This window comes from Agrobacterium sp. BT-220-3 (genome assembly GCF_025910175.1).
GTDB lineage: Bacteria > Pseudomonadota > Alphaproteobacteria > Rhizobiales > Rhizobiaceae > Agrobacterium > Agrobacterium oryzihabitans.
This window is the reverse complement of the sequence record NZ_JAPAIX010000004.1, coordinates 255,321-280,911: the sequence shown is the minus strand read 5'-3', so window position 1 is coordinate 280,911 and position 25,591 is coordinate 255,321. Positions and strand designations below refer to the sequence as shown.

The window sequence follows — 25,591 nt, the reverse complement described above, 5'->3', positions numbered from 1 at the left end:
GGGGCCTCAATTGAAACCCCGCCGAAACGAAAAGCAAGACCGATCAGAGATCGAGAACCAGGCGTTCCGGATCTTCGAGGCTTTCCTTGACGCGGACGAGGAAGGTCACGGCTTCCTTGCCGTCAACGATACGGTGATCGTAGGAGAGCGCAAGATACATCATCGGACGGATGACGACCTGACCGCCGATGGCGACCGGACGCTCCTGGATCTTGTGCATGCCGAGGATGCCGGACTGCGGCGCGTTGAGGATCGGCGAAGACATCAGCGAACCGTAGACACCACCGTTGGTGATGGTGAAGGTGCCGCCCTGCATGTCGGCCATGCCGAGCGAACCGTCACGGGCTGCCTTAGCGAGGCGACCCAGTTCCTTTTCGACGCCGGCGATGGAGAGCTGGTCAGCATCGCGGATAACGGGAACAACGAGACCCTTGTCGGTGCCGACAGCCATGCCGACGTGACAATAGTTCTTGTAGATGATGTCCGTGCCGTCGATTTCAGCGTTGACAGCGGGCAGTTCCTTCAGCGCGTGGGTCACGGCCTTGGTGAAGAAGCCCATGAAGCCGAGCTTGACGCCGTGCTTCTTCTCGAACACGTCCTTGTAGCGGTTGCGCAGGTCCATGACGGCGCTCATGTCCACCTCATTATAGGTGGTCAGCATGGCGGCGGTGTTCTGCGCATCCTTCAGGCGACGGGCGATCGTCTGGCGCAGGCGGGTCATCTTGACGCGCTCTTCGCGAACCTGATCCTGCTCGGCGGAAACCGGACGGGGAGCAGCAGCAACCGGAGCCGGAGCGGCGGCAGGTGCCGAAACGCCCTTGGCGACGGCAGCGAGAACATCGCCCTTCAGAACCTGGCCACGCTTGCCCGAACCGTCGACCTGATCGGCGGACAGGTTGTTTTCAGCAAGCAGCTTGCCGGCGGCAGGTGCCGGCGGCATGGAGCCCGTTGCCGGAGCAGCGGTTGCCGCAGGGGCCGGGGCAGCTGCGGCAGCAGCAGGCTTTGCCGGTTCGGCAGCGGGGGCGGAGGTCGCAGCGCCGGCAGCACCTTCGGCGATCTGGCCGAGAAGCGCGTCGAGACCGACGGTTTCGCCATTCTGCGCGACGATTTCGGTCAGCACGCCGGAGGCGGGTGCCGGGACTTCGACGGTAACCTTGTCGGTTTCCAGTTCAACGAGCGGTTCGTCGGCCTTGACGGTATCGCCGACCTTCTTGAACCAGGTGCCGACGGTCGCTTCGCTGACGGATTCGCCGAGGGTTGGTACGCGGATTTCAGTGGCCATGATCTAGTTCCGTTATTCAGGTGTCTTTTTTGCGGGGCGATGCGGGAGAGTTCTCACTCTCCCAGCGCGTCTTCCAGGAACGCAGCAAGCTGCGCCAAGTGCTTGGACATCAGGCCGGTCGCCGGAGAGGCGGCAGCCGGACGGCCCGTGTAACGGACCTTCTGGTACTTGGCGTCGATATGCGCCAGAACCCATTCAAGGTAAGGATCGATGAACGACCACGCACCCATGTTCTTCGGCTCTTCCTGGCACCAGACCATCTCCGCATTGCGGAAACGGGAAAGCTCGTTGATGAGAGCCTTGGCCGGGAACGGGTAGAGCTGTTCGACGCGCAGCAGGTAGATGTCGTCGATACCGCGCTTTTCACGCTCCTCGAGCAGATCGTAATAGACCTTGCCCGTGCACATGACGACGCGACGGATCTTGGAATCCTTCTGCAGCTTGATCGGGCCGTCCTTGATGACTTCCGCATCGTCCCACAGGAGACGGTGGAAGGAGGACTCGCCTGCAAGCTCGGCCAGCGAAGACGTCGCACGCTTGTGACGCAGCAGCGACTTCGGCGTCATCAGGATCAGCGGCTTGCGGAAGTCACGCTTCATCTGGCGGCGCAGGATGTGGAAGTAGTTGGCCGGCGTCGTGCAGTTGGCAACCTGCATATTGTCTTCGGCGCACATCTGCAGCCAGCGCTCCAGACGGGCGGACGAGTGCTCCGGACCCTGACCTTCATAACCGTGCGGCAGAAGGCAGACGAGACCGGACATGCGCAGCCACTTGCGTTCACCCGAAGAGATGAACTGGTCGAACACCACCTGTGCGCCGTTGGCGAAGTCGCCGAACTGGGCTTCCCAGAGCGTCAGCGCATTCGGACGGGCCAGCGAATAGCCATATTCGAAACCGAGAACCGCTTCTTCCGAAAGCATCGAGTTGATAACTTCGTAACGGGCCTGCGTCGGTGAAAGATTGGCAAGCGGAATGTAACGCTCTTCGGTTTCCTGATCGTAGAGAACCGAGTGGCGCTGCGAGAAGGTGCCGCGTTCACAATCCTGACCGGAGAGACGGATCTTGTGACCGTCGACGGCGAGCGAACCGAAAGCAAGCGCTTCCGCCATTGCCCAGTCGATGCCCTCACCCGTCTCGATCATCTGCGAGCGGTTTTCCATGAAGCGCTGGATCGTACGGTGTGCGCTGAAGCCTTCCGGAATGGTCGACAGCTTCTTGCCGATTTCCTTGAGCTGCTTCATCGGCACGCCGGTCTTGCCACGACGCTGCTCATCGGCATTGTCGGCGGCGCGAAGGCCCGACCACTGACCGTCCAGCCAGTCGGCCTTGTTCGGCTTGTAGGACTGGCCTGCCTCGAACTCCTGCTCGAGATGGGCCCGCCAGTCGGCCTTGATCTTCTCGAAGTCGCCTTCGGTGATCAGGCCTTCCGCGATCAGACGGTCGGCATAGATGCGTGCGACGGTCTTGTGGCCACGGATGACCTTATACATCTTCGGCTGCGTGAACGCGGGCTCGTCGCCTTCGTTATGGCCGAAGCGGCGGTAACAGAACATGTCGATGACGACAGGCTTGTGGAACTTCATGCGGTATTCGGTCGCGACCTTCGCCGCATAGGTAACCGCTTCCGGATCGTCGCCGTTGACGTGGAAGATCGGCGCCTCGATCATCTTGGCGACGTCGGACGGATAGGGCGACGAGCGCGAGAAGGCCGGGTTCGTCGTGAAACCGATCTGGTTGTTAATGATGAAATGCATGGTGCCGGCAACCCGGTGACCGCGCAGGCCGGAAAGGCCGAGAATTTCGGCAACCACGCCCTGACCCGCAAAAGCGGCATCGCCGTGCAACAGGAGCGGCAGCACCTTGGCGCGTTCCGACAGCGGAATGATATCGCCGTCCCATGTCTTGGCGAGCTGGTCCTGCTTGGCGCGGGCCTTGCCCATGACGACAGGGTTGACGATTTCAAGGTGCGACGGGTTGGCCGTCAGCGAAAGGTGAACCTTGTTGCCGTCGAATTCGCGGTCGGAGGAGGCACCGAGATGGTACTTAACGTCGCCGGAACCTTCGACGTCGTCAGGCTTGAACGAACCGCCCTTGAACTCGTGGAACACGGCGCGGTGCGGCTTGCCCATGACGTTGGTCAGAACGTTCAGACGGCCGCGGTGGGCCATGCCGAGAACGACTTCTTCCAGACCGTCCTGGCCGCCGCGCTTGATGATCTGCTCAAGTGCCGGGATCAGCGATTCACCGCCGTCGAGGCCGAAACGCTTGGTGCCCTTGAAACGCACGTCGAGGAACTGCTCGTAACCTTCGGCTTCGACCAGCTTGGAAAGAATGGCCTTCTTGCCCTCCGGCGTGAAGTCCACGCCCTTGTCCGGGCCTTCGATGCGTTCCTGGATCCAGCCCTTTTCTTCCGGGTTGGACATATGCATGAATTCGACGCCGAGCGTCGAGCAATAGGTGCGCTCAAGAATATCGACCATCTCGCGCACGGTCGCATATTCGAGACCGAGAACGTTATCGATGAAAATCTTGCGGTCGTAATCGCTTTCCTCGAAGCCGTAGGACTTCGGCGAAAGCTCGTTGTAATCTTCAACGGCGCTGGCAATGCCGAGCGGATCGAGCTTGGCGTGCAGGTGGCCGCGCATGCGGTAGGCGCGGATCATCATGATGGCGCGGACGCTGTCACGGGTCGCCTGAAGCACTTCGGCCGGGCTGACAGCCTTGCCGGTATCGGCGCTTTTCGCCTCGGCTTTCGCCTGAACCTTCTTCTCGATGGCCTTCTCGACCGTGGCCCAGTTGCCGTCCAGCGCGGATACCAGATCGCCATTTGCCGGGATCGGCCAGTTGGCGCGCTTCCAGGAGGCGCCCTTGGCTGCCTTCTTCACGTCTTCCGGATTGTCGGACAACGCCTTGAAGAAGCTCTGCCACTCCGGCGACACGGAAGAGGGATCCTCTTCGTACCGGGCATAGAGCTGCTCGATATAGGCTGCATTCGCGCCGTCCAGAAACGACGTGATCTGAAACTGCTCGTTCGCTTCTTGCCTTGCCATTGTGTTCTTGCGGACTTGTCAGTCCGCCTCCTCGATGCCGTTAGGGCCGCTTATCGGCCTGCCGCTTTGATTACTGCTGTATGCCGCCGGGGCGGTATGCCGTTCTGTCTGTCGTTCTTGCGGCATCGGGCAGCGTGGCGTTGAAGCCGCGCCGCCCGTTACCGGTCTCATGTGGTCTCAGCCCTTGAGGACTTCAACCAGCGTCTTGCCGAGGCGCGCCGGAGAGGGCGATACCTTGATACCGGCTGCTTCCATTGCTGCGATCTTGGACTCTGCATCGCCCTTGCCGCCGGAAACGACAGCGCCGGCGTGACCCATGGTGCGACCCTTCGGAGCCGTACGGCCTGCGATGAAGCCGGCCATCGGCTTCTTGCGGCCCTTCTTGGCTTCGTCGATCAGGAACTGCGCCGCATCTTCTTCAGCCGAACCACCGATTTCGCCGATCATGATGATCGACTGGGTGGCGTCGTCGGCGAGGAACATTTCCAGCACGTCGATGAACTCGGTGCCCTTGACCGGGTCGCCGCCGATGCCGACAGCCGTCGTCTGGCCGAGGCCTTCGTTGGAAGTCTGGAACACGGCTTCATAGGTGAGCGTGCCCGAACGGGAAACGATACCGACCGAACCCTTGCGGAAGATGGAGCCCGGCATGATACCGATCTTGCATTCTTCCGGCGTCAGGATACCCGGGCAGTTCGGGCCGAGCAGGCGCGACTTGGAGCGGTCGAGGCGAGCCTTGACGCGAACCATGTCCATGACCGGGATACCTTCGGTGATGCAGGTGATGAACGGAATTTCCGCATCGATGGCTTCGATGATGGCATCGGCTGCACCTGCCGGCGGAACGTAGATCACGGATGCGTCTGCACCGGTCTTTTCCTTGGCTTCGGCAACCGTTGCGAAGATCGGCAGGCTTTCGCCCTTGGAACCGGTCCAGGTTTCGCCACCCTTCTTCGGGTGAATACCGCCGACCATCTGCGTGCCGTAATAGGCAAGCGCCTGTTCGGTGTGGAAGGTGCCGGTCTTGCCGGTCAGACCCTGAACAAGGATCTTCGTGTCTTTATTAACAAGAATAGACATTATTTCCGGTCCCTCAATTAGCCGTTGATCGCCGCGACGATCTTCTTGGCTGCGTCGTCCAGATCGTCAGCAGCCGTAATCGCAAGGCCAGATTCGTTGAGAAGCTTCTTGCCAAGTTCGACGTTGGTGCCTTCGAGGCGAACAACGAGCGGAACCTGCAAACCGACTTCCTTCACCGCGGCAATCACGCCTTCGGCGATGACGTCGCACTTCATGATGCCGCCGAAGATGTTGACGAGGATGCCCTCGACCTTCGGGTCAGCCGTGATGATCTTGAAGGCTGCCGCAACCTTCTCCTTGCCGGCGCCGCCGCCGACGTCGCAGAAATTAGCCGGCTCTTTGCCGTAAAGCTTGATGATGTCCATCGTCGCCATGGCGAGACCGGCACCATTGACCATGCAGCCGATGTTGCCGTCGAGAGCAACGTAAGCGAGGTCCCACTTGGAGGCTTCGATTTCCTTGGCGTCTTCTTCGGTTTCGTCGCGCAGCGCCTTGACGTCGTCGTGGCGGAACAGCGCATTGCCGTCGAAGGACATCTTGGCGTCGAGAACGCGCAGATGGCCATTTTCCATGACGATCAGCGGGTTGACCTCGAGGAGAGCCATGTCCTTCTCGTTGAAGGCCTTGTAGAGGATCGGGAACAGCGCCTTGGCGTCTTCGGCAGCAACACCATCAAGCTCGAGAGCCTTGGAGATCGCGGCAACGTCGGCGTCGCTCACACCCTTTTCGGGGTTGATGGCGATGGTGTGGATCTTCTCGGGCGTGTCGTGGGCGACAGCCTCGATATCCATGCCGCCTTCAGTGGAAACCACGAAAGCAACCTGGCCGACGGAACGGTCAACCAGCAGCGAGCAGTACAGCTCGCGGGCAATGTCCGCGCCGTCTTCGATGTAGAGACGGTTGACCTGCTTGCCGGCATCGCCCGTCTGCGCCGTTACCAGCGTGTTGCCGAGCATGTCCTTGGCGTGGGAAACGACTTCGTCGATCGACTTTGCCAGACGAACGCCGCCCTTGGCGTCAGGGCCAAGTTCCTTGAACTTGCCCTTGCCGCGGCCGCCGGCGTGGATCTGGCTCTTGACGACGTAAAGCGGGCCGGGAAGCTGCTTTGCGGCAGCTTCGGCTTCTTCGACCTTGAGGATGGCGACGCCTTCAGCAACCGGCGCGCCGTAGCCCTTCAGAAGAGCCTTGGCCTGATATTCGTGAATATTCATGGAATAATCCCTGTTTGGAGCCGCTAGAGGCTATTACTTCAGCGACGGAGCGATGTTGACGCAGGCTTCGCAAAGACCGGCGACAGCGCCGACGGACTTGCGGAAGGCTGCTTCTTCTTCCTTGTTCAGCTCGATCTCGATGATGCGCTCGATACCGCCGGCACCGATGATGGTGGGAACGCCGACATACATATCGTCCACGCCATACTGACCCGAGAGATGGGCAGCGGCGGGCAGGACGCGCTTCTTGTCCTTGAGGTAGGATTCAGCCATTTCGATCGCGGAAGCGGCCGGCGCATAATAAGCCGAACCGGTCTTCAGCAGGCCGACGATTTCCGCACCGCCGTCGCGCGTGCGCTGTACGATCTCTTCGAGACGCTCGGCGGTCAGCCAGCCCATCTTGACGAGGTCGGTCAGCGGAATGCCGGCGACCGTGGAGTAGCGTGCGAGCGGCACCATGGTATCGCCGTGGCCGCCGAGAACGAAGGCGGTGACGTCTTCAACCGAAACATTGAATTCTTCGGAGAGGAAAAGACGGAAGCGCGCGCTGTCGAGAACGCCGGCCATGCCGACGACCTTGTTCTTCGGCAGGCCGGAGAACTTCTGCAGCGCCCAGACCATGGCGTCGAGCGGGTTGGTGATGCAGATGACGAAAGCATTCGGGGCATATTTCTTGATGCCGGCGCCGACCTGCTCCATGACCTTGAGGTTGATTCCGAGAAGATCGTCGCGGCTCATGCCGGGCTTGCGGGCAACGCCGGCGGTGACGATGCAGACGTCTGCGCCTTCGATGGCGGCGTAATCGGAAGCGCCGGTGAGCTTTGCATTGAAGCCTTCAACCGGGCCGGACTGGGCAATATCCAGACCCTTGCCCTGCGGGATGCCGTCGGCAATATCGAAGAGGACGATATCGCCCAGTTCCTTCAGGCTGGCGAGATGCGCCAGCGTGCCGCCGATCATGCCAGAACCAATAAGTGCAATTTTTTTGCGAGCCATCGAATGCTTCCTCTTGAGCTTCAATTCAATTTCACCGCGCCAAACCGGCAGCCAAATTGTCGGACTTCGATTAGCCCCATTGGCCAAAATTGGCAACAGATTCTTTTGTGATGAATATTTTCAATCGTTTAGACCATTATTTTCTTACGTAAACGTAAGAAAATACGTCACGAAAGTGTCAAACTTTCTGCCGTTTTTCGTGATGCAGCGCCAGATAATCCGCGCTGCGCATCTCAAACAGCCGCGAGGCAGTGCGATCAAACTCGAAGCCTTCGGTTCCCTTGCGCTTGCCGAGCAGGTCTTCCGGCATGGCGGCAGCGGAGGCAAAAAGCCGGACGCTGTGGTCGTAAAGCGCATCGATGAGGATGATGAAACGCTTGGTCTCGTTGCGCTTGTCCGCATTCAAGAACGGGATATGGTCGATGAAGACCGTATCGAAACGATTGGCGATGGCAAGGAAGTCGGAAGCCCCGAGCGGCTTCTCGCAAAGATCGGAAAATGAAAAACGCGCCACACGGCCACTGGCGCGCGGCACCAGAATGGAGCGGCCCTTCATCGGTATTTCCGTCGGCGCGACAAGGTGGCCACCGGTCATGTGCCGCCAGGCCATATCCATCGCCTGATCCGCCGAACCGTCGAGCGGCGTGACATAGACCGGCAGGCTTTCCAGCTTTTCCATCCGGTAATCGGTGGGGCTGTCCAGCGTCACGACCTCAACATACTTCTTCAGCAAGTCGACGAAAGGCAGGAACAGGCCGCGATTGAGCCCGTCCTTGTAGAGATTGTCGGGTACGACGTTGGATGTCGTTACCAGAGTGCAGCCATTGGCGAAGAGTTCGCTGAACAGCCGGGCGAGGATCATCGCATCGGCAATATCCGTGACGGTGAACTCGTCGAAGCAAAGGAGCTCCGCTTCCGCCAGAAGTTGGGCCGCGACAGGCGGAATGGGGTCTGCCTGTTTGGTTTCGCCATTCTTCAGCTTCTGCCGATGCGCATGCACGCGATTATGCACATCCGCCATGAACTCGTGAAAATGGCAGCGCCGTTTGGAAGAAACGGGCGCCATCTCATAGAACATGTCCATCAGCATCGTCTTGCCTCGGCCGACGCTGCCATAGACATACAATCCCTTGACGGGCGCAGCTGGACCGGCCTTGCGCGCGAACATCCAGCCGAGCGCGCTTTTTTTCTTGGCGGGCTTGCGTGCCTTTAGATCGGCAAGGATACGGTCGAGGTGAGCCGCCACGCCGAGTTGCGCCGCATCCGCCTGCAAGGTGCCAGCTGCCGTTAATGCGTTGAGCTGTTCAACGACACTATGATTGTAATCGGGCAATGGCTTCATGGAAAAGCGCTCCGGTCGCGGACACCGACAGGCATCCGCGACGAATGGAATGGCTCAGAACAGGCAAGGCGATCCGGATACACCGGAGATGCTCTATCGGCTGAGGCTGAGCGGCTGGCCGCTATTGGTGGTGCCGTCAAAGCGCGCATCGGCGCTCTTGTAGACGCGGCCGATCGTATCGCCTGAACGGTTCTTGAAGAGGACCATCTTGCCGGACACTTCCCAGGAACCCATTGCCGTCAGCTCGCCGGAGCAGCCACGCGTGCCGCCACGCGACCCGCTGCCGAGATTGGTGAGCGTCAGGAACATGTCGCAATTGGCACCGCCATTGGAAACGCGCCAGTTGCCGACCATGGATTCCTTGGTAACGTCGAGCGCCGTTGTCGGCGGAGCAGCAGATGCCACATCCGTGCCGCCAGGCGTCGCCGAAGCGGGTGCCGACGGGAACTGAGTGCCCGATGCACCACCGGGTGGCGGCAGCGCGCCAGACTGAACGGAGGGAACCGGCTGTGCCTGCAGTGGAGGCGTATAACCGGGATTACCGCCGCTATTGTTGTTGTAATCGTAGGAGGTACGTTGGCAACCGGCGAGGCTCATTACAACCGCAAGGCCCGTCACCACATATCTGAATTGCATATCAAGCTCCCGATTCTCTCGCTTCCGGAAAGACCATGATCAAACAAGAAGGCTGAATTATTACCAAAGCCTTATCTTGCGCAAGCGATGGCTGGGATAATTACCATTTCGGTCGATTTTTACCGAAATTTCCCGCGCCCGGTTGTAAAAAAGGGCCGCAGTCGACACCACGGCCCGATAGATTTTCTCTCTCAGCGAATCGTCTTCAGACGCGACGCTCGACCATCATCTTCTTGATTTCCGCGATAGCCTTGGCCGGGTTCAGACCCTTCGGGCAAGCCTGCGCGCAGTTCATGATGGTGTGGCAGCGATAAAGGCGGAACGGGTCTTCGAGATCGTCGAGACGCTCGCCGGTTGCTTCATCGCGGCTGTCGATCAGCCAGCGATAGGCCTGCAGCAGAACGGCGGGACCGAGGTAGCGGTCGCCATTCCACCAGTAGCTGGGACAGGAGGTGGAGCAGCAGGCGCAGAGAATGCACTCATAAAGACCGTCCAGCTTCAGGCGGTCCTCGTGGCTTTGTTTCCATTCCTTGGCGGGCGTCGGCGAAACCGTCTTCAGCCACGGCTCAATGGAGCGGTGCTGCGCATAGAAGTTCGACAGATCAGGAACGAGATCCTTCACGACAGGCATATGCGGCAGCGGATAGACCTTCACCGTGCCCTTGATCTCTTCCATGCCCTTGGTGCAGGCGAGCGTATTGGTGCCGTCGATGTTCATGGCGCAGGAACCGCAAATGCCTTCACGGCAGGAGCGGCGCAGCGTCAGCGTCGGGTCGATGTTGTTCTTGATGTAGAGAAGCGCATCGAGAACCATCGGCCCGCAATCGTCGACATCGATATAATAGGTATCGATGCGCGGGTTCTGGCCGTCATCCGGGTTCCAGCGATAGATCCGGTATTCGCGAACGTTCTTGGCACCATCCGGCTTCGGCCAGACTTTGCCTTCGCTGATCTGGGAATTCTTGGGGAGAGCGAGTTCAACCATATCCAGTTCCTCAAATCAGTAGACGCGAGCCTTCGGCTCGATCTTTTTGGGATCGATGCCGTCGGCGATCAGGTCGGTATGAACAGGGCGGTAGTCGAGCTTGACGTCACCTTCGGGGCTGACCCAGGCAAGCGTGTGCTTGCGCCAGTTCACGTCGTCGCGACCGCCGAACGGACCATCGACGAAATCCTCGCGGGCATGCGAGCCGCGGCTTTCCTTGCGCGCTTCCGCGCCGTAGACCGTGGTGATCGCGTTGGCCATCAGATTGTGCAGCTCGAGCGTCTCGACCAGATCGGAGTTCCAGACCATCGAACGGTCGGTGACCTTGACATCAGGCAGTTCCTTCCAGATGGCGGAAAGACGCTGGCAACCGCTTTCCAGCGATTCCTGCGTGCGGAACACGGCCGCATCGTCCTGCATGGCGCGCTGCATCTTGTCGCGCAGCACCGCCGTCGGCGTCGAGCCATTGGCATAACGCAGGCTGTCGAAGCGCTCCATGATCCTGTCGCAGGCCGCCGTGTCGAGAGCCGGAACCGGCGCATCGCGGTCGATGACCTGGGCTGCACGGATGGCGGCAGCACGGCCGAAGACCACGAGGTCGATCAGCGAGTTGGAGCCGAGACGGTTCGCGCCGTGAACGGAGGCGCAACCGGCTTCGCCAACGGCCATCAGGCCAGGCGCGATGCGCTCCGGGTTTTCGGCGTTGGCGTTGAGCACTTCGCCCCAATAATTGGTCGGAATGCCGCCCATATTGTAGTGAACCGTCGGCAGAACCGGGATCGGCTCGCGCGTCACGTCGACGCCGGCGAAAATCTTCGCGCTTTCGGAAATGCCCGGAAGACGCTCATGCAGGATCGCCGGATCAAGGTGATCGAGATGCAGGAAGATGTGGTCCTTGTTCTTGCCGACGCCACGACCCTCGCGGATTTCCATGGTCATGCAGCGAGACACCACGTCACGCGAGGCAAGGTCCTTCGCCGAAGGCGCATAACGCTCCATGAAGCGCTCGCCTTCTGAGTTAACGAGATAACCGCCCTCGCCGCGCGCACCTTCGGTAATCAGGCAGCCCGCGCCGTAAATGCCGGTCGGGTGGAACTGAACGAATTCCATATCCTGAAGCGGCAGGCCGGCACGTGCGATCATGCCGCCGCCGTCGCCGGTGCAGGTATGGGCAGACGTTGCCGAGAAATAGGCGCGGCCGTAACCGCCGGTCGCCAACACCACCATCTTGGCGGAGAAGCGATGGATCGTGCCGTCATCGAGGTTCCATGCAACGACGCCGGTGCAGCGGCCATCTGCCGACATGATGAGGTCGAGCGCGAAATATTCGATGAAGAATTCCGCATTGTTGCGCAGCGACTGGCCATAAAGCGTGTGCAGAATGGCATGGCCGGTACGGTCGGCAGCGGCGCAGGTGCGCTGTACCGGTGGGCCTTCACCGTAATTCTGCATGTGACCGCCGAACGGGCGCTGGTAAATCTTGCCTTCGGCATTGCGCGAGAACGGCACGCCATAATGCTCCAGCTCATAGACCGCCTTTGGCGCTTCCATGGCGAGATATTGCATCGCGTCGACATCGCCCAGCCAGTCGGAGCCCTTTACGGTGTCGTAAAGGTGCCACTGCCAACAGTCGGGCGTCATATTGGTGAGCGAGGCGGCGATGCCGCCCTGCGCCGCGACCGTGTGGGAGCGCGTCGGGAAAACCTTGGTGATGCAGGCCGTGCGGAAACCCTGTTCCGCCATGCCGAGCGTTGCGCGCAGACCCGCGCCGCCGGCGCCCACCACGATCACGTCATAGGAGTGATCGACATAGGTGTAGGCCTTGCCATTCTGGGAAGGTGAACTGATCGATGCCATGGCGGACTTATCCTGCGAATGCGATTTTCAGAATGGCGAAGATGCAAAGACCGCCAATGAGAACCGCGAAAAACGTATTGAGCATCAGAAGAACGAGCTTCGAAACCTCGGCGTGAACATAGTCTTCGATGATGACCTGCATGCCGAGCTTCATGTGGATGAGGCCGGAAACCAGCACCAGACCCATGATAACGGCGACAAGCGGGTTCGACAGCGCGGCGACGACTTCCGGATAGGGCGCGCCGGCGTACTGGATGAGGAAGACCACGAAGAAGATGAGCAACGGAACGTTGGCGACCGCCGTCAGGCGCTGACGCCAGAAATGGTCGGTGCCTTCCTTGGCGGAGCCGAGGCCGCGAACCTTTCCGAGAGGTGTACGCATATCCATGACAGGCTATCTCCTTAGCGCACGATCAGGGCGATGACCCAGATGAGCGCGGTCAGACAGATCGACGCTGCGAAGGTCGCCTTGGCGAGTTTTGTGTTGAAGTTCTTTTCGAAGCCATGGCCGAGATCCCACATGAAGTGGCGAAGGCCGCCCAGCAGGTGGTGAACGAGAGCCCAGGTATATCCGATCAGGATAAGCTTGCCGATGATCGTACCCATCGCCCAGCTGACCCAGTCATAATAGGCCGGGCCGGAAGCAAGTGCGATAAGCCACCAGGCAACCAGAAGCGTTCCAAAGTAAAGTGCAGCACCCGTGATGCGGTGCACGATGGACGCAACCATCGTCGGAATCGGCTTGTAAATTTGAAGATGCGGCGACAGAGGCCGGTTATTAGTCGCATTCGCCATCAGAACCTCGCGGCGTTTTCCCGTGCGCCCATGAGATAGGGCGCCCCCAAGCAACAGCACATGACGAAAGAATGTGCATTGCACCAACCGCGACGTTTAATCACATGGGAGCATCACGACAAGCACATTTCATGACCGATTCCAATTTAATCGATTGGTTCACGAATTTTTTTTGGAATTTTTTTGCTCGAAAATAAAAAATCGAGCATTTCCAAGATTTACACCCTCAAAATATTTACCTTTACGTAATTCATGAATCGTGTAATTTACTATTCATTAACTGAAAAAATCCGGAGAATAAGGCTCATGTTACAGCATCGAATCGCCGCTCTGGTCATGCTGGCAGCAGGTATCATTTTCACCGCAGTGCCTGCTGCGACGGCAGAGAATTTTAACGGACGCCACGATAATCAGCATCGGCAATCGCAGGACAGTTTCTCCACCGACGGCTTGCCGTCAACCCTCCCCGGCGGCACCTATGTGGGGGCGATATCGGCCTTGCGGGTTCGCGGCAACGGCAATTACTTTGCTATTGGCGGTGGTCTTTCAGGAAGAGTTGCAGTCGCCACGACGGGCACACAACTGGCCCCCCGAGCGAAAATCATCAATGTTCATGCCGAAACCTCGGGCGACGCCTGCGCCTATGAGCATGGCGTCTGCGTCATCCGGCCGTAAGTCAAATATAATCAGACAAAACGCCAGACGGTGGTCTTTTTGACTTCACTGTCTTCCAGAGCCCTTGTCACCGGCACCTGATAGGTTGCCTCTGCGACAAGGCGCTGCTTGGGCAGATAGGCACGCCCCGGGTCACCGACGAGCACGCTCACGCCTTTCGCCGTCAGTTCCAGGAACCAGGGTACGAGAAGATCGGCAAAGGCGCGGTCATAAAACACGTCGCCGGCCAGCAGAACATCCGCTTCAACCGGCGTCCCGACCAGATTGCGCCCGGTAAAATCGACATCCACGCCATTGAGAGCAGCATTCAGCCGGATGGCCGTTTCCGTCCAGGGGTCGATATCGGCGGCAATGACGGCAGCGGCACCCGCCTTGGCGGCAGCGATGGCGACCAGCCCTGAACCGCTGGCGAAATCCACCACGCGCTTGCCGGAGACACTTTCAGGATGATCGAGAACATAGCGCGCAAGCCCCTGCCCGCCGGCCCATGCGAAGGCCCAGAAAGGTGGAGGCAGGCCGATCTCTTCCAGCTCCTCCTCCGTCTTCAGCCAAAGCTCATGGGCTTCGCTTGCCAGATGAAGGCGCAATTCCGGCACATGCGGCGGATGCATGATGCCGGTATTGTCAAGAATGAAGCGTTCGGGATCGGTCCTCACCGAAAGCTCAGTCTGGCGATTTCGGCGGATTGGCGAGACCACCCATGCGGCAGACCTCGAGATATTCCTCTTCCGTCACCGGCTGCACGGAAAGCCGCATGGACGTGACCAGAGACATCTTCTCCAGTTTCGGATTGGCCTTCACATCCTTCAGCGAAACCGGCTGCGGCATGTCGCATACGGCGCGGATATCCACGCAATCCCACTTCAGGTCGCCCTCTGCGGTCGAATCCGGATGCGAAAGGGCGCAGACTTCGACGATGCCGACGACATCCAGCCCCTCATTGGAGTGGTAGAAGAAACCCTTGTCGCCGATTTTCATGGCGCGCATGTTGTTGCGGGCCTGATAGTTGCGCACGCCGGTCCATTCTTCGCCGGCCTCGCCCTTGGCCTTCTGCATTTCCCAGGACCATTTGAACGGCTCGGACTTGTAAAGCCAGTAATTCGCCATGACCCGTCACGCTCCCGGATTGTTGAAGACCCAGTTATAGGGCTTCACATCCACGCTTTCGAACAGGCCGGCCTTGGCATAGGGATCGGCATCGGCAAGAGCTTTTGCGGCCTCGATATCGGCTGCCTCGACGATGACCAGGCTGCCATTGGGCTTGCCTTCGGCGTCCAGAAACGGGCCGGCAATCTTCAGCGTGCCCTCGGCATTCAGCTTGTTCAGGTGCTCCAGATGGGCCGGGCGCGTGTCCATGCGCACGTTCAGATGGCCGGGCTTGTCCTTGCAGATAAAGGCAAACAGCATTTTTCTCTCCTCGCTGGCGCATGTCCTACAAAAGTGTCAGCGGTTTTGGGATCAGGACATGCGTAAAAACTATTCAGAGGCCACACTCATTCCGTGGTGATGGGCCGTGTCATCAATTGTTGCATGGCGCTCGCCACATCCAGATTGCCGTCGATAATGGCGGCCACCGCCTCGGTCACCGGCATGTCGACAGCGTGATGTTCGCCAAGCCGGGCGGCAACGGCTGCTGCAAAAGCGCCCTCCACCAGCCCGCCGGACATATCCTTGCCCTCGCCCCGGCCAAGCGCGATGCCGAAACGCAGGTTGCGCGACTGGTGGCTCGTCGCTGTCAGCACGAGATCCCCGAGGCCGGAAAGACCGCGCACCGTGTCGGCCTTGCCGCCCATGGCGACGACCAGCCGCGACATTTCGGCAAGACCGCGCGAAATCAGCGCTGCCCTGGCGGAATCACCGAGACCCGCGCCCTCAACGATGCCAGCGGCAATGGCGAGCACATTCTTCAGCGCGCCGCCAAGCTGCACACCGATGCGATCGGTGGAGGCATAAAGCCTGAAAGTTCTGCCGGAAATCGTTGTCGCCAGCCGCTCGGCGATCACAGCATCTTCCGCCGCGATCGCCATCGCGGTCGGCAGTCCGCGTGCAATATCGGCGGCGAAACCCGGACCGGAGAGAACGGCGATTGGATGATGCGGCAGTTCTGCTTCCAGAAGCTCGGTCAGCAGACGCCCGGAAACCCCGTCTATGCCCTTGGCGCAGGTAACGATGATACAATCTTTAGCCAGATAGGGACCGTAATGGCGGGCCGCATCCGCATGGGCCTGCGAGGGCATGGCGAATAGGACAATGCCTGCATCGGCCAGGACATCCGGCTCGACGGAAAACGCAAGCGCATCCGGGAGGTCGACACCCGGCAGGACAGCCTCGTGAATACGATCAACCTTCAGATCGGCCATCAGGGACGCGTCGCGGCCGAGCAGGGTCACATCATGCCGGTTCTCCAGCGCGATGACGACGGCGAGCGCGGTTCCGAAGGCGCCAGCACCGATGACGACGATTTTTTCCCGCTGCATCAGGCCTTGGCTCCCCTTTTGCCGAAACCGATCAATGTCTCCGCACTACCATCGAGAGGCCAGCGCGAGCGCGGCGCGATCTCCAGCGCATCCGGTTCCCTGCCGCATGCCATCCGCTCCAGCCCCGCCCAGGCGATCATCGCGGCATTGTCGGTGCAGAGCCGGTGCGGCGGTGCAACAAAACGGAAGCCATGGGCATCGCAAAGTGCCTGAAGCGTTTGGCGGATTTCCTGATTGGCGGCGACGCCGCCGGCCACGACCAGAGCAGGCTCCGTCTCCAGATGCGGAAATTCCTCTTTAAAGCGCGCAAGGCCACGGCCAATACGGTCTTTCAGGGTGCGCGACACCGCCTTCTGGAAGGAAGCGCAGATATCGGCAATATCCTGCTCAGAGAGCGGGGCAATGGCGGTCGCCGCCTGCCGCACCGCCGTCTTGAGGCCGGAGAAGGAAAAATCGAGCCTCACCTCACCGACCATCGGACGCGGCAGCGCAAAACGGTCCGGATTGCCTTCCGCCGCTGCCTTTTCAACGGCAGGTCCGCCGGGATAGGGCAACCCCAGAAGCTTCGCGGTCTTGTCGAAGGCTTCCCCCAGCGCATCATCGATGGTGGTGCCCCAGCGCTCGTATTCGCCGACGCCGCGCACCAGCACCAGCTGGGTGTGGCCGCCGGACACCAGCAGCATCAGATAGGGGAAAGACAGACCATCGGTCAGACGCGCCGTCAGCGCATGGCCTTCCAGATGGTTGATGGCGTAAAGCGGTTTGTCTGCTGCCATGGCAATCGCCTTGCCCGTCATCAGGCCCACCAGCAGGCCGCCGATAAGGCCCGGACCGGATGTGGCCGCAATGGCGTCGACATCGGCAAGGGTGACACCCGCCTGCTCCAGCGCTTCTTCCACCAGCGTGTCCAGCGCCTCGACATGGGCGCGGGCGGCGATTTCAGGCACCACGCCACCATAGGCGCTGTGTTCCTCAAGCTGCGACAAAACGACGTCGGAGACGATCTCGCCACGCCCGTCCGCATGCCGAACCACAATGGATGCAGCGGTTTCGTCACAGCTTGTCTCTATGCCGAGGATACGAAGAAAGGGGGTCATCAATTCTGTTCGTTCATTGCGATCATGCGCTGAGTTGGTCTAAGACAACTCCGGTAACAATGGATAGACGCGGATGCAAACAAAACCTTTCCGAATCGGCACGCGCGGCAGCCCTCTGGCGCTCGCACAGGCTTACGAGACGCGTGACCGGCTGATGGCGGCACATGGTCTGCCGGAAGAGATGTTCGAAATCGTCGTGCTGTCCACCAAGGGTGACCGGATAACCGACCGCGCCTTGTCGGAGATCGGCGGCAAGGGCCTGTTTACGGAGGAACTGGAGAGCCAGCTTCTGTCCGGCGAGCTTGATATTGCCGTCCATTCCTCCAAGGACATGCCGACCGTTCTGCCCAAGGGCCTCCATCTTTCCGCCTTCCTGCCGCGCGAGGACATGCGCGACGCCTTCATCGGCCGCGCTGCACCGAAACTTCTGGAACTGCCGCAGGGCGCCGTGGTCGGTTCGGCCTCCTTGCGCCGCCAGGCGCTGATCCGGCGATTGCGGCCGGACCTGAACGTCATCATCTTCCGCGGCCAGGTGGAAACCCGCCTGCGCAAACTGGAAGAAGGGCAGGCTGACGCCACGCTTCTCGCCTTTGCCGGCTTAAAGAGGCTGGGCATGGATAGCGTCCCGACGGAAATCCTCGACCCGAAGGATTTTCCGCCAGCGCCCGCGCAGGGCGCGATTTGCGTCGAGAGCCGTATCGGTGACACACGCATGGACGATTTGCTGTCATCCATCAATGACATGCCCACCTATGATGCCGTGACCTGCGAACGCGCCTTTCTGGCAGCCCTCGATGGCTCCTGCCGCACCCCGATTGCAGGCTACGCCACCTGTGACAGTGAGGAACTGCATTTCTCCGGCCTGATCCTCACCCCGGACGGACAGACGAGCCACGGCGTCGAGATTTCCGGGGCTCGCAAGGATGCCGAAGCTTTGGGTCGCAAGGCCGGCGAAGACGTGCGCGCCCGGGCGGGCAGCAACTTCTTCGACGGCTGGAGCTGAGCCGATGCGGATCGTCGTCACCCGGCCGCATCGTTCGGGCGAAAAGACGGCCGCAAAGCTTGAATCCCTCGGCCACCAGCCAGTGCTTCTTCCGCTGTTTCATCCCGTCCACCACGGCGAGCGCGCCATCCCGGCGCTATCGGACCCGCTATCGGCTATCGCCGTCACCAGCGCCGCGGCCCTGCGGTCGCTGGAAACCATCCGCGACCGACTTGCACCCCATCTGTCAAAACCGCTCTTCGCCGTCGGCGAGGCGACGGCGGAGGCGGCAGAAAAAATCGGCTTCAGCAATATCTTCACAGCCTCTGGCGATGCGGCGGCTCTCGCTGCGCTCGTCGCGGAGCATCGCTCCCTTCTGAAGAACGGCCTCCCCCTGCTCTATCTCACCGGCACGCCACGAGGCGCCGTCTTCGAGGATGGTCTTGCCGCCGCCGGGATCCCATTCCGGGCAGTCGATTGTTACGAAATGCAGCCGTCAGATCTTTCCGACGATATGCTCGAAACGGTGCTTCTGAAGAGAGCTGCGGATGTGGTGCTGCTCTATTCATCGGAAGCGGCAAAGGCATTTTTCCGTCACGCGTCTGCGGAAAAATATGTGGCGGCGCTGGCCACTACACAATTCGTCTGCATCAGCCGCAATGTGCTTTTGCTGGTTCCGGAAATCTTCCGCAAGAACGCTGCCGCCGCCGAAAGCGCGAACGAGGCGGCGATGTTTGAACTTCTTCACCGCAACTCGGGAACCTAATTCAGGCTCGCCTCTTTCCTTTGCCGCCGTCACTGACTAGGTTTAGACTATTGCAGGCAGAAATGAGGTTGTCATGGTATCGGGAAAGCCGCCACGCCACTCCAAGTCCAAAGCCGAACCGGTCACCATCGACCTGGACGCAAAAGACGTGAAAGCAATTTCCGCCGACGTGGACGCTGCCAAGACTGATGATAGGACCAGCGAGAAGGCACAGGCCACAGCTGCAGAACCAAGCGTTCCGGACCAGAAGCCCTCGGTAGCCGAAACGGCCAACCCTGCGCCGGTTTGGGACCAGCCACACAAGACCCCAATCGAGCCCGAGCCGAACGTCCACAAGGCAGAGCCCGCAGCCGACAGGCCGCAGGGAGAGAAGCCGACGGACAAACAGACAGAGGCCGTTTCGCCGACGCCTGTTCCGCCAAAAACCGATGCGAAACCCGCCACGGGCACCATCGGAACAAGTGCCGCTGCCGCAGCCAGCGCAAAGCCTGCGACTTCTGCTTCCACTTCATCGGCCTCTGCCGCATCCGGAAGCGCGACTGCCAGTGCAAGACCCTCGACCAGCGCCCCATCATCGGGACCGGCCAGGCCCTCCACGACGCAGCAACCCGAGCGCAAACAGGCAGCAACCTCCGGCCTGATCGCGGCGGGCATCGTCGGCGGCCTCGTGGCCCTCGCTGCTGCCGGCAGCATGCAATATGCCGGCATCCTGCCCTCATTTAGTGCGGGTAAAGCCGGAAGCGATGAGATCGCCGCATTGAGAACCGATCTGGGGAGCCTGCGGCAGCAGCTCGCCAATGTTCCGGCCAGCACCGGAGACACCTCGGCTCTGGAACAACGCATCGCCACCCTCGAGAGCGCGAAGGGCGAGGCGCCACAGGTGGATGCGCTTTCGGAAAAAATAGCCGCGCTGGAATCCACGCTCCAGTCGGAGCGATCCGCACAGGCTACAGCGACGGCGGACCTGACGCGTCGCCTTACTGACGCGGAAGCCAAGATCAACGAGCCGCGTGACGATATCGAAGTCGCCCGCGCCATCGCGTCTGCCGGGCTGAAGGCAGCGATCGATCGCGGCGGACCGTTCCTGACCGAACTCGATACGCTCTCGAAAGTGATCCCCGACGATCCCGCCATTGCATCGCTGCAATCCTTTGCTGCGACCGGTGTGCCGTCGCGCTCGGAACTGATGCAGAAGTTCCCTGATGTCGCCAATGCAATGCTGTCCGCCATCAACCAGCCTGATCCCAATCAGGGCATCGTTGAGCGCCTGACGGAAAGCGCCTTTTCGCTGGTGAAGGTGCGCCCGGTCGGAAATATCGAAGGCGAGACCCCCGACGCCATGATCGCGCGGATGGAAAACAAGCTGCGCAACGGCGATCTGCAGGGTGCGGCGCTTGAATGGAACGGGCTTCCCGAGGCCGCCAGGACAGCATCCGCCGACTATAAAAAGTCCCTCGATGCCCGCATTGAGGTTGAGAACCTGGTGGGAGGCACCTTGAACCGCGCCATCACCAGCACCGGCAGGCAGGGGTAAGGCATGACCAGAATTCTGACTTTCGCCCTTATCGTTCTGGCGCTCGGCTTCGGTTTCTCGTGGCTGGCGGATAGGCCCGGCATGCTTTCCATCGTCTGGCAGGGCCAGTTGATCGAAATGAGCCTGATGGTCGCCGCTTCCATCATTGCGGCGCTGGTTGCTGCCGTGATGCTGTTCTGGTGGATCGTCAACGCCGTATGGACATCGCCGAACGCCGCCCGACGCTATTTTCGCGCCCGCAAGCGCGACCGCGGTTATCAGGCGCTTTCCACCGGCCTCATCGCCGCCGGTGCCGGCAACGCCATTCTCGCTCGCAAGATGACGGCCCGCACGCAGGGGCTGCTCAGCGCCGATCAGGAGCCGCTGATCCATCTGCTCGATGCGCAGGCCGATCTCATCGAAGGCAAATATGACGAGGCGCGACGCAAATTCGAGGCGATGGCCCGCGATCCGGAAACCCGCGAACTTGGTCTTCGCGGCCTCTATATCGAGGCCCGCCGTCAGGGAGCCTATGAGGCGGCCCAGCAATATGCCGAGGACGCGGCGGAAAAAGCCCCTTACCTGCCCTGGGCAGCGCAGGCGACGCTGGAAAACCGCTGCCGCAATGGACAATGGGACGACGCGATCCGCCTCCTCGACCAGCAGAAGGCGGCAGGCGTCATCGAACGCGGTGAGGCGGAACGGCTGAAAGCGGTGCTGCTGACGGCAAAGGCCGGCGAGAAGCTGGAAAGCGATCCGGTGGGTGCGCGCGAGGATGCAAAACATGCTCTCAAGCTCGCGAAAAGCCTTGTGCCGGCAGCGTTGATCGCGGCAAAATCATATCTGCGCGAAGACAATCTGCGCAAGGCAGCAACGGTTCTGGAGCCGGTCTGGAAGACCGATCCGCATCCGCAGATCGCTGAGCTTTATGTGCGGGCGCGCAGCGGCGATACGGCCATTGACCGCCTGAAACGCGCCGAGCGGCTTGAAAGCCTGAAGCCCAACAACATCGAATCCCTCTTCGCGGTGGCACAGGCCGCACTCGACGCCAAGGAATTTGCCAAGGCGCGAGCCAAGGCGGAGGCCGCCGCGCGGATCGAGCCACGCGAAAGCATCTTCCTGCTGATGGCCGATATCGAGGAGGCCGAAACCGGCGATCAGGGACGGGTTCGCTACTGGATGGCGCAGGCGCTGCGCGCACCGCGAGATCCGGCCTGGGTGGCCGATAACATCGTTTCGGAAAAATGGCTGCCCGTCTCGCCGGTCACCGGCCGCCTCGACGCCTTTGAATGGAAAGCGCCTTTCGGCCAGCTGGAAGGTCCCGTCGAAGACATGACAATCGACAATGCGATTGCCGCCGCACCAGCGAGGGCCGAACCAGCCCCCGCAACGATCGTTATCCCGGCCGCGCCTGAGGCGCGTGTGGAGCCGAAACCCGCACCTGCCGAGCCGATTGAGGTCAAGCCGGTCGTATCGGCCCCCAAGGAGAACAGGCCGGTAACGATCGAGGCACCGGTGGAAGCGGATGCAGCGGATGTGAAGGCGGAACCCGTGCCGTTTTTCGGCGGCGCACCCGATGATCCGGGCGTCAAGAAACCCGGCGCGGAAGCCGAACCCAAGACCCGCCTCAAACTCTTCTGACGAACAGGCTATCGATGTTCAACCAAATACAGTCGTTTATTCAGAACCTCGTTGGCCAGCACACGGATGAATTCAGCCCGGATGATCTGAGGGTGGCGGTCGCCGCCCTCTGCTTTCAGGTGATGGAAGCCGATGGCACCGTCTCGAAAAGCGAGCGTGACCGCCTTCGCGAAATCCTCCAGGACTATTACAGTCTCGACGCCGGCAAGCTGGACGCGCTTCTTGCCGCAGGCCAGGAGGCCGGCAAGGAAGCCGTTGACTATTACCGCTTCACCACCGATATCCGCCGCCATCTCGACGAAGATCAGCGTGTAGAGCTTATTGGCATCCTCTGGGATATTGTTTACGCTGACGGCGAACGAAGCGAAATGGAAGATCATGTGATCTGGCGTGTGGCCGATCTGCTCGGTGTTTCCGTGCGCGACAGGGTTCTGCAACGTCAGCAGGCCGCCACGAGGTCCGGGCCCGCTGAAGAAAGCGAAAACGAAGACGATGCTGTTTGACCCTTCCAGGCAACAGGGAAAACAACCTTCACTGCTCATCGTCCTGCATCAGGAACGCTCCACGCCCGGCCGCGTCGGCCAGATGCTGGTGGAAAAGGGCTACAGGCTGGATATAAGGCGCCCCGCGCTCGGCGATGACCTGCCGCAAACGCTGGAGAAACATGCGGGCGCGATCATCTTCGGCGGCCCGATGAGCGCCAATGACCCGCATGATTATGTCAAAGCCGAAATTGACTGGCTGAAGGTGCCGCTGAAGGAAAACAAGCCCTTTCTCGGCATCTGTCTCGGCGCGCAGATGCTGTCCAAACATCTGGGCGGCAAGGTGGAGGCTGACAGGGAAGGCAAGGTGGAGATCGGCTGGTATCCGCTTCACGCCACCGAACACGGGCGGCTGCTGATGCCGCATTGGCCGAAGATGGTCTACCATTTTCACCGCGAGGGCTTCGAGCTTCCGCGAGGGGCCGAGCTGCTGGCGTCAGGCGAGACCTATCCCAATCAGGCCTATAGATACGGAAAGAACGCCTGGGGCCTGCAATTTCATGCCGAATTGACCCGCGCCATGATGCACAGCTGGGTGGTGCGCGGCGCGCAACGGTTCGGCATGCCCAATGCACAGGTGGGCAGCCAGCATCTCGAAGGACGCATGTTGTTCGACACGCCGCTCCGTTCATGGCTCGGCAATTTCCTTGATCTGGTTTTCGAAGGCAAGGCGCAGCGCTGAGGCAATCTCCCGTCAGTTCGGCGCATCCAGATTGTCGATCCTGCGCAGCTTTGAAAAGCCGAGCGCCCAGATGACCGCGACGGCAAGCGTGCCCGCCCCGCCGATGACGACGGCGGGCACGGCTCCGACCACATGGGCCATGGTGCCGGCGCGGAATTCTCCCAGCTCGTTGGAGGCTCCGACGAAGACCATGTTCACCGCATTCACGCGCCCGCGCACCTCATCCGGCGTCCAGAGTGCAATCAGCGTTTCCCGCACATAAACGGACACCATGTCCGATGCGCCCATCACCACCAATGCGGCAATCGACACCCATGCGGTTTCGGAAAGTCCGAACACTACCGTGGAAATACCGAAAAACCCGACACCAACAAACATCAGCAGACCAGCATGGTGGCGGATGGGCCTGAATGCCAGAATGACCGCAACTGTAATTGCGCCGATACCGGGTGCCGCACGCAGAAGCCCGAGACCCCATGGCCCGAGTGTCAGCACTTCCTTGGCAAAAATCGGCATCAAAGCGACAGCGCCGCCCAGCAGGACGGCAAAAAGATCGAGCGAAATGGCGCCGAGAACGACTTTTTCCTGCGAGATAAATTTGAACCCGGCCAGCATGGTCTCGAGGCTGATGGCTTTCGCCGGGCCGCGCTGCTCAGGCTTTCGGATCGTCACGGCGAGCGCCGCGGACACGATGAAGAGCACGAATGCCACGCTATAGGCAACGGATGCGCCGAGCCCATAAAGCAGACCGCCGGCAACGGGGCCGAGAATGGATGCCATTTGCCAGGACGAGGAATTCCAGGCAATGGCATTCGGCAAATCCTCGACCGGCACGAGATTGGGTGCAAGCGACTGCACAGCCGGCCCCATGAATGCCCGCTCTATGCCGAACACAACCAGAATGGCGAAGACCGGCCAGGGCGAAAAGCTGTGCGTTATCGTCAAGCCAAGCAGAGCCACAGCGCAGCCGGCCGCGATCATGAGGCAGATGGCCATGATACGCCGGCGGTTATGCCTGTCGGCGACTGTTCCCGTGACGAGGATCAAAAGCAATGACGGCAGAAACTGGAAAAGACCGATCAGACCGAGATAAAATGCATTGCCGGTGACCTCATACATCTGCCAGCCGACGGAAACGCTGACGATCTGAATGGCGAAGGCCGAGAAAAACCGGGCGCTGAAAAAACGGCGATAGGAACTGTGCCGGAATGCACCGAAGCGGTTTTCGGCAGAAGGCAGGGACATCGGCTGGGTGCTCGCAAGACAATATGAGACGTTTGCAATAGAGCGATACGACAAGAATCGCCAGCCCTCCTGGCGCAACACTTGCCGGTTCACGAGCGAATGTCTAAATGTCTAGCAACCAAGATACGGAGATATTGATGCTTGCCCTGTTTCAGACCATCGATCTGGCCTTGAACCTCTATACGTGGGTGCTGATTGCCAGCGCCATTTTTTCCTGGCTTTACGCCTTCAACGTCATCAATTCCCGCAACCAGTTCGTGAATGCCATTGGGAGTTTCCTGGTCAATGTCACGGAACCGGCCCTGCGCCCCATCCGCCGCATTCTGCCCAATCTCGGCGGCATCGACATTTCGCCGATCATCCTGCTGCTGATCATCTTCTTCATCCGCTCCTTCATGTGGAACACGCTTTATCCGATGACCGTTTGAGTGGCCTCTGGCAAAAGCACGATGGTCATGTCCGCCTGTCGGTTCGCCTCACGCCGAATGGCGGGCGGGATGCGATTGACGGCGTGGAACAGGATGCGGACGGAAACGCGCATCTGAAAGTCCGCGTCAGCGCCGTGCCGGAAGGTGGCAAGGCGAACAGGGCCCTGATTGTTTTGCTGGCAAAAAAACTCGGCCTGCCCAAATCTACGATCACCGTCATTTCAGGCGAAACAGCGCGTAAAAAAATCCTCCGGATCGATACCGACCCGGAGGATTTCGAAAAGCTTTTTAAAACGCTGACAGGTTAAG

General features: G+C 60.3%; 26 protein-coding genes. 9 read left to right on the top strand and 17 right to left on the bottom strand.

Annotated elements, in window-relative coordinates; genetic code table 11:
* Positions 1 to 43: 43 nt before the first annotated feature.
* The 11 genes from odhB to sdhC form a co-directional block, all read right to left on the bottom strand.
* Entirely contained in the window at positions 44 to 1,282 is a 1,239-nt protein-coding gene (gene odhB / locus OK142_RS14520; RefSeq protein ID WP_035221640.1) for a 2-oxoglutarate dehydrogenase complex dihydrolipoyllysine-residue succinyltransferase, read from the bottom strand.
* A 53-nt stretch (positions 1,283 to 1,335) separates the two neighbouring features.
* Entirely contained in the window at positions 1,336 to 4,332 is a 2,997-nt protein-coding gene (locus OK142_RS14515; protein WP_082183051.1) for a 2-oxoglutarate dehydrogenase E1 component, read from the bottom strand.
* Positions 4,333 to 4,509: 177 nt separating this feature from the next.
* Positions 4,510 to 5,412, bottom strand: a complete 903-nt coding sequence (gene sucD, locus OK142_RS14510; protein ID WP_003492390.1) for a succinate--CoA ligase subunit alpha — start codon at positions 5,410 to 5,412, stop codon at positions 4,510 to 4,512.
* A gap of 17 nt (positions 5,413 to 5,429) precedes the next feature.
* Positions 5,430 to 6,623, bottom strand: a complete 1,194-nt coding sequence (gene sucC / locus OK142_RS14505) for an ADP-forming succinate--CoA ligase subunit beta (RefSeq protein ID WP_003492393.1) — start codon at positions 6,621 to 6,623, stop codon at positions 5,430 to 5,432.
* A gap of 33 nt (positions 6,624 to 6,656) precedes the next feature.
* Positions 6,657 to 7,619: a malate dehydrogenase gene (mdh, locus tag OK142_RS14500; RefSeq protein ID WP_035241918.1), complete on the bottom strand. Its 963-nt coding sequence runs from the start codon at positions 7,617 to 7,619 to the stop codon at positions 6,657 to 6,659.
* A gap of 178 nt (positions 7,620 to 7,797) precedes the next feature.
* Positions 7,798 to 8,961 carry a cell division protein ZapE gene (zapE, locus tag OK142_RS14495; RefSeq protein WP_082183054.1) on the bottom strand — a complete coding sequence of 388 codons (1,164 nt, stop codon included), beginning with the start codon at positions 8,959 to 8,961 and terminating at the stop codon, positions 7,798 to 7,800.
* Between the two features lie 93 nt (positions 8,962 to 9,054).
* Positions 9,055 to 9,597 carry a protease inhibitor Inh/omp19 family protein gene (locus OK142_RS14490; RefSeq protein ID WP_035241181.1) on the bottom strand — a complete coding sequence of 181 codons (543 nt, stop codon included), beginning with the start codon at positions 9,595 to 9,597 and terminating at the stop codon, positions 9,055 to 9,057.
* 205 nt (positions 9,598 to 9,802) lie between these two features.
* Positions 9,803 to 10,582 (bottom strand): succinate dehydrogenase iron-sulfur subunit, encoded by a 780-nt coding sequence (locus OK142_RS14485; RefSeq protein ID WP_003492400.1) that lies wholly within the window; start codon positions 10,580 to 10,582, stop codon positions 9,803 to 9,805.
* A 15-nt stretch (positions 10,583 to 10,597) separates the two neighbouring features.
* Positions 10,598 to 12,439 (bottom strand): succinate dehydrogenase flavoprotein subunit, encoded by a 1,842-nt coding sequence (sdhA, locus tag OK142_RS14480; protein ID WP_498683484.1) that lies wholly within the window; start codon positions 12,437 to 12,439, stop codon positions 10,598 to 10,600.
* 7 nt (positions 12,440 to 12,446) lie between these two features.
* Entirely contained in the window at positions 12,447 to 12,827 is a 381-nt protein-coding gene (gene sdhD / locus OK142_RS14475; RefSeq protein WP_137038309.1) for a succinate dehydrogenase, hydrophobic membrane anchor protein, read from the bottom strand.
* Positions 12,828 to 12,841: 14 nt separating this feature from the next.
* The gene (sdhC, locus tag OK142_RS14470; RefSeq protein ID WP_035241184.1) at positions 12,842 to 13,234 is read right to left on the bottom strand and encodes a succinate dehydrogenase, cytochrome b556 subunit; all 393 of its coding nucleotides are present in this window, start codon (positions 13,232 to 13,234) and stop codon (positions 12,842 to 12,844) included.
* A 306-nt stretch (positions 13,235 to 13,540) separates the two neighbouring features.
* Here sdhC and OK142_RS14465 point away from each other — a divergent pair, with 306 nt between their 5' ends.
* A complete protein-coding gene (locus OK142_RS14465) occupies positions 13,541 to 13,909 on the top strand; it encodes a hypothetical protein (RefSeq protein WP_498683481.1) in 369 nt (122 codons plus the stop codon).
* An 11-nt stretch (positions 13,910 to 13,920) separates the two neighbouring features.
* Here the strand turns inward: OK142_RS14465 and OK142_RS14460 are convergent, their stop codons facing one another.
* The 5 genes from OK142_RS14460 to tsaD all read right to left on the bottom strand — a co-directional run bounded on the left by OK142_RS14460 (position 13,921) and on the right by tsaD (position 17,483).
* Complete coding sequence (locus OK142_RS14460) at positions 13,921 to 14,565, bottom strand: class I SAM-dependent methyltransferase (RefSeq protein ID WP_003492406.1); 645 nt, start codon at positions 14,563 to 14,565, stop codon at positions 13,921 to 13,923.
* A gap of 7 nt (positions 14,566 to 14,572) precedes the next feature.
* Positions 14,573 to 15,016, bottom strand: coding sequence for an EVE domain-containing protein (locus OK142_RS14455; RefSeq protein ID WP_003492407.1), 444 nt, complete (start codon positions 15,014 to 15,016; stop codon positions 14,573 to 14,575).
* A gap of 6 nt (positions 15,017 to 15,022) precedes the next feature.
* Positions 15,023 to 15,316, bottom strand: a complete 294-nt coding sequence (locus OK142_RS14450) for a YciI-like protein (protein ID WP_003492408.1) — start codon at positions 15,314 to 15,316, stop codon at positions 15,023 to 15,025.
* Between the two features lie 86 nt (positions 15,317 to 15,402).
* The gene (locus tag OK142_RS14445) at positions 15,403 to 16,386 is read right to left on the bottom strand and encodes an NAD(P)H-dependent glycerol-3-phosphate dehydrogenase (protein ID WP_498683478.1); all 984 of its coding nucleotides are present in this window, start codon (positions 16,384 to 16,386) and stop codon (positions 15,403 to 15,405) included.
* Positions 16,386 to 17,483 (bottom strand): tRNA (adenosine(37)-N6)-threonylcarbamoyltransferase complex transferase subunit TsaD, encoded by a 1,098-nt coding sequence (tsaD, locus tag OK142_RS14440; RefSeq protein ID WP_498683476.1) that lies wholly within the window; start codon positions 17,481 to 17,483, stop codon positions 16,386 to 16,388. Before tsaD ends, OK142_RS14445 begins: the two co-directional genes overlap by 1 nt.
* Positions 17,484 to 17,556: 73 nt before the next feature.
* Between tsaD and hemC the strand changes: the two genes are divergently transcribed.
* From hemC to OK142_RS14410, 6 genes are all read left to right on the top strand, one after another.
* The gene (gene hemC, locus OK142_RS14435) at positions 17,557 to 18,486 is read left to right on the top strand and encodes a hydroxymethylbilane synthase (RefSeq protein WP_498683473.1); all 930 of its coding nucleotides are present in this window, start codon (positions 17,557 to 17,559) and stop codon (positions 18,484 to 18,486) included.
* Between the two features lie 4 nt (positions 18,487 to 18,490).
* Positions 18,491 to 19,231 carry a uroporphyrinogen-III synthase gene (locus tag OK142_RS14430; protein WP_498683471.1) on the top strand — a complete coding sequence of 247 codons (741 nt, stop codon included), beginning with the start codon at positions 18,491 to 18,493 and terminating at the stop codon, positions 19,229 to 19,231.
* 73 nt (positions 19,232 to 19,304) lie between these two features.
* Positions 19,305 to 20,765, top strand: coding sequence for a COG4223 family protein (locus OK142_RS14425; RefSeq protein ID WP_498683469.1), 1,461 nt, complete (start codon positions 19,305 to 19,307; stop codon positions 20,763 to 20,765).
* A 3-nt stretch (positions 20,766 to 20,768) separates the two neighbouring features.
* A complete protein-coding gene (locus OK142_RS14420; RefSeq protein ID WP_498683467.1) occupies positions 20,769 to 22,385 on the top strand; it encodes a heme biosynthesis protein HemY in 1,617 nt (538 codons plus the stop codon).
* Between the two features lie 14 nt (positions 22,386 to 22,399).
* Entirely contained in the window at positions 22,400 to 22,888 is a 489-nt protein-coding gene (locus OK142_RS14415; RefSeq protein WP_003492415.1) for a tellurite resistance TerB family protein, read from the top strand.
* Positions 22,878 to 23,609, top strand: a complete 732-nt coding sequence (locus OK142_RS14410) for a glutamine amidotransferase (RefSeq protein ID WP_498683464.1) — start codon at positions 22,878 to 22,880, stop codon at positions 23,607 to 23,609. Before OK142_RS14415 ends, OK142_RS14410 begins: the two co-directional genes overlap by 11 nt.
* Positions 23,610 to 23,621: 12 nt before the next feature.
* Here OK142_RS14410 and OK142_RS14405 read toward each other — a convergent pair whose 3' ends face one another.
* The gene (locus OK142_RS14405; RefSeq protein WP_498683463.1) at positions 23,622 to 24,854 is read right to left on the bottom strand and encodes an MFS transporter; all 1,233 of its coding nucleotides are present in this window, start codon (positions 24,852 to 24,854) and stop codon (positions 23,622 to 23,624) included.
* A gap of 137 nt (positions 24,855 to 24,991) precedes the next feature.
* On the opposite strand from OK142_RS14405, the gene OK142_RS14400 reads away from it, so the two are divergent.
* Both OK142_RS14400 and OK142_RS14395 read left to right on the top strand, forming a co-directional pair.
* On the top strand, positions 24,992 to 25,282 hold the full coding sequence (locus OK142_RS14400; protein WP_003492418.1) for a YggT family protein: 291 nt from the start codon (positions 24,992 to 24,994) through the stop codon (positions 25,280 to 25,282).
* A complete protein-coding gene (locus tag OK142_RS14395; protein WP_313613471.1) occupies positions 25,279 to 25,590 on the top strand; it encodes a DUF167 domain-containing protein in 312 nt (103 codons plus the stop codon). Before OK142_RS14400 ends, OK142_RS14395 begins: the two co-directional genes overlap by 4 nt.
* Position 25,591: the final 1 nt, after the last annotated feature.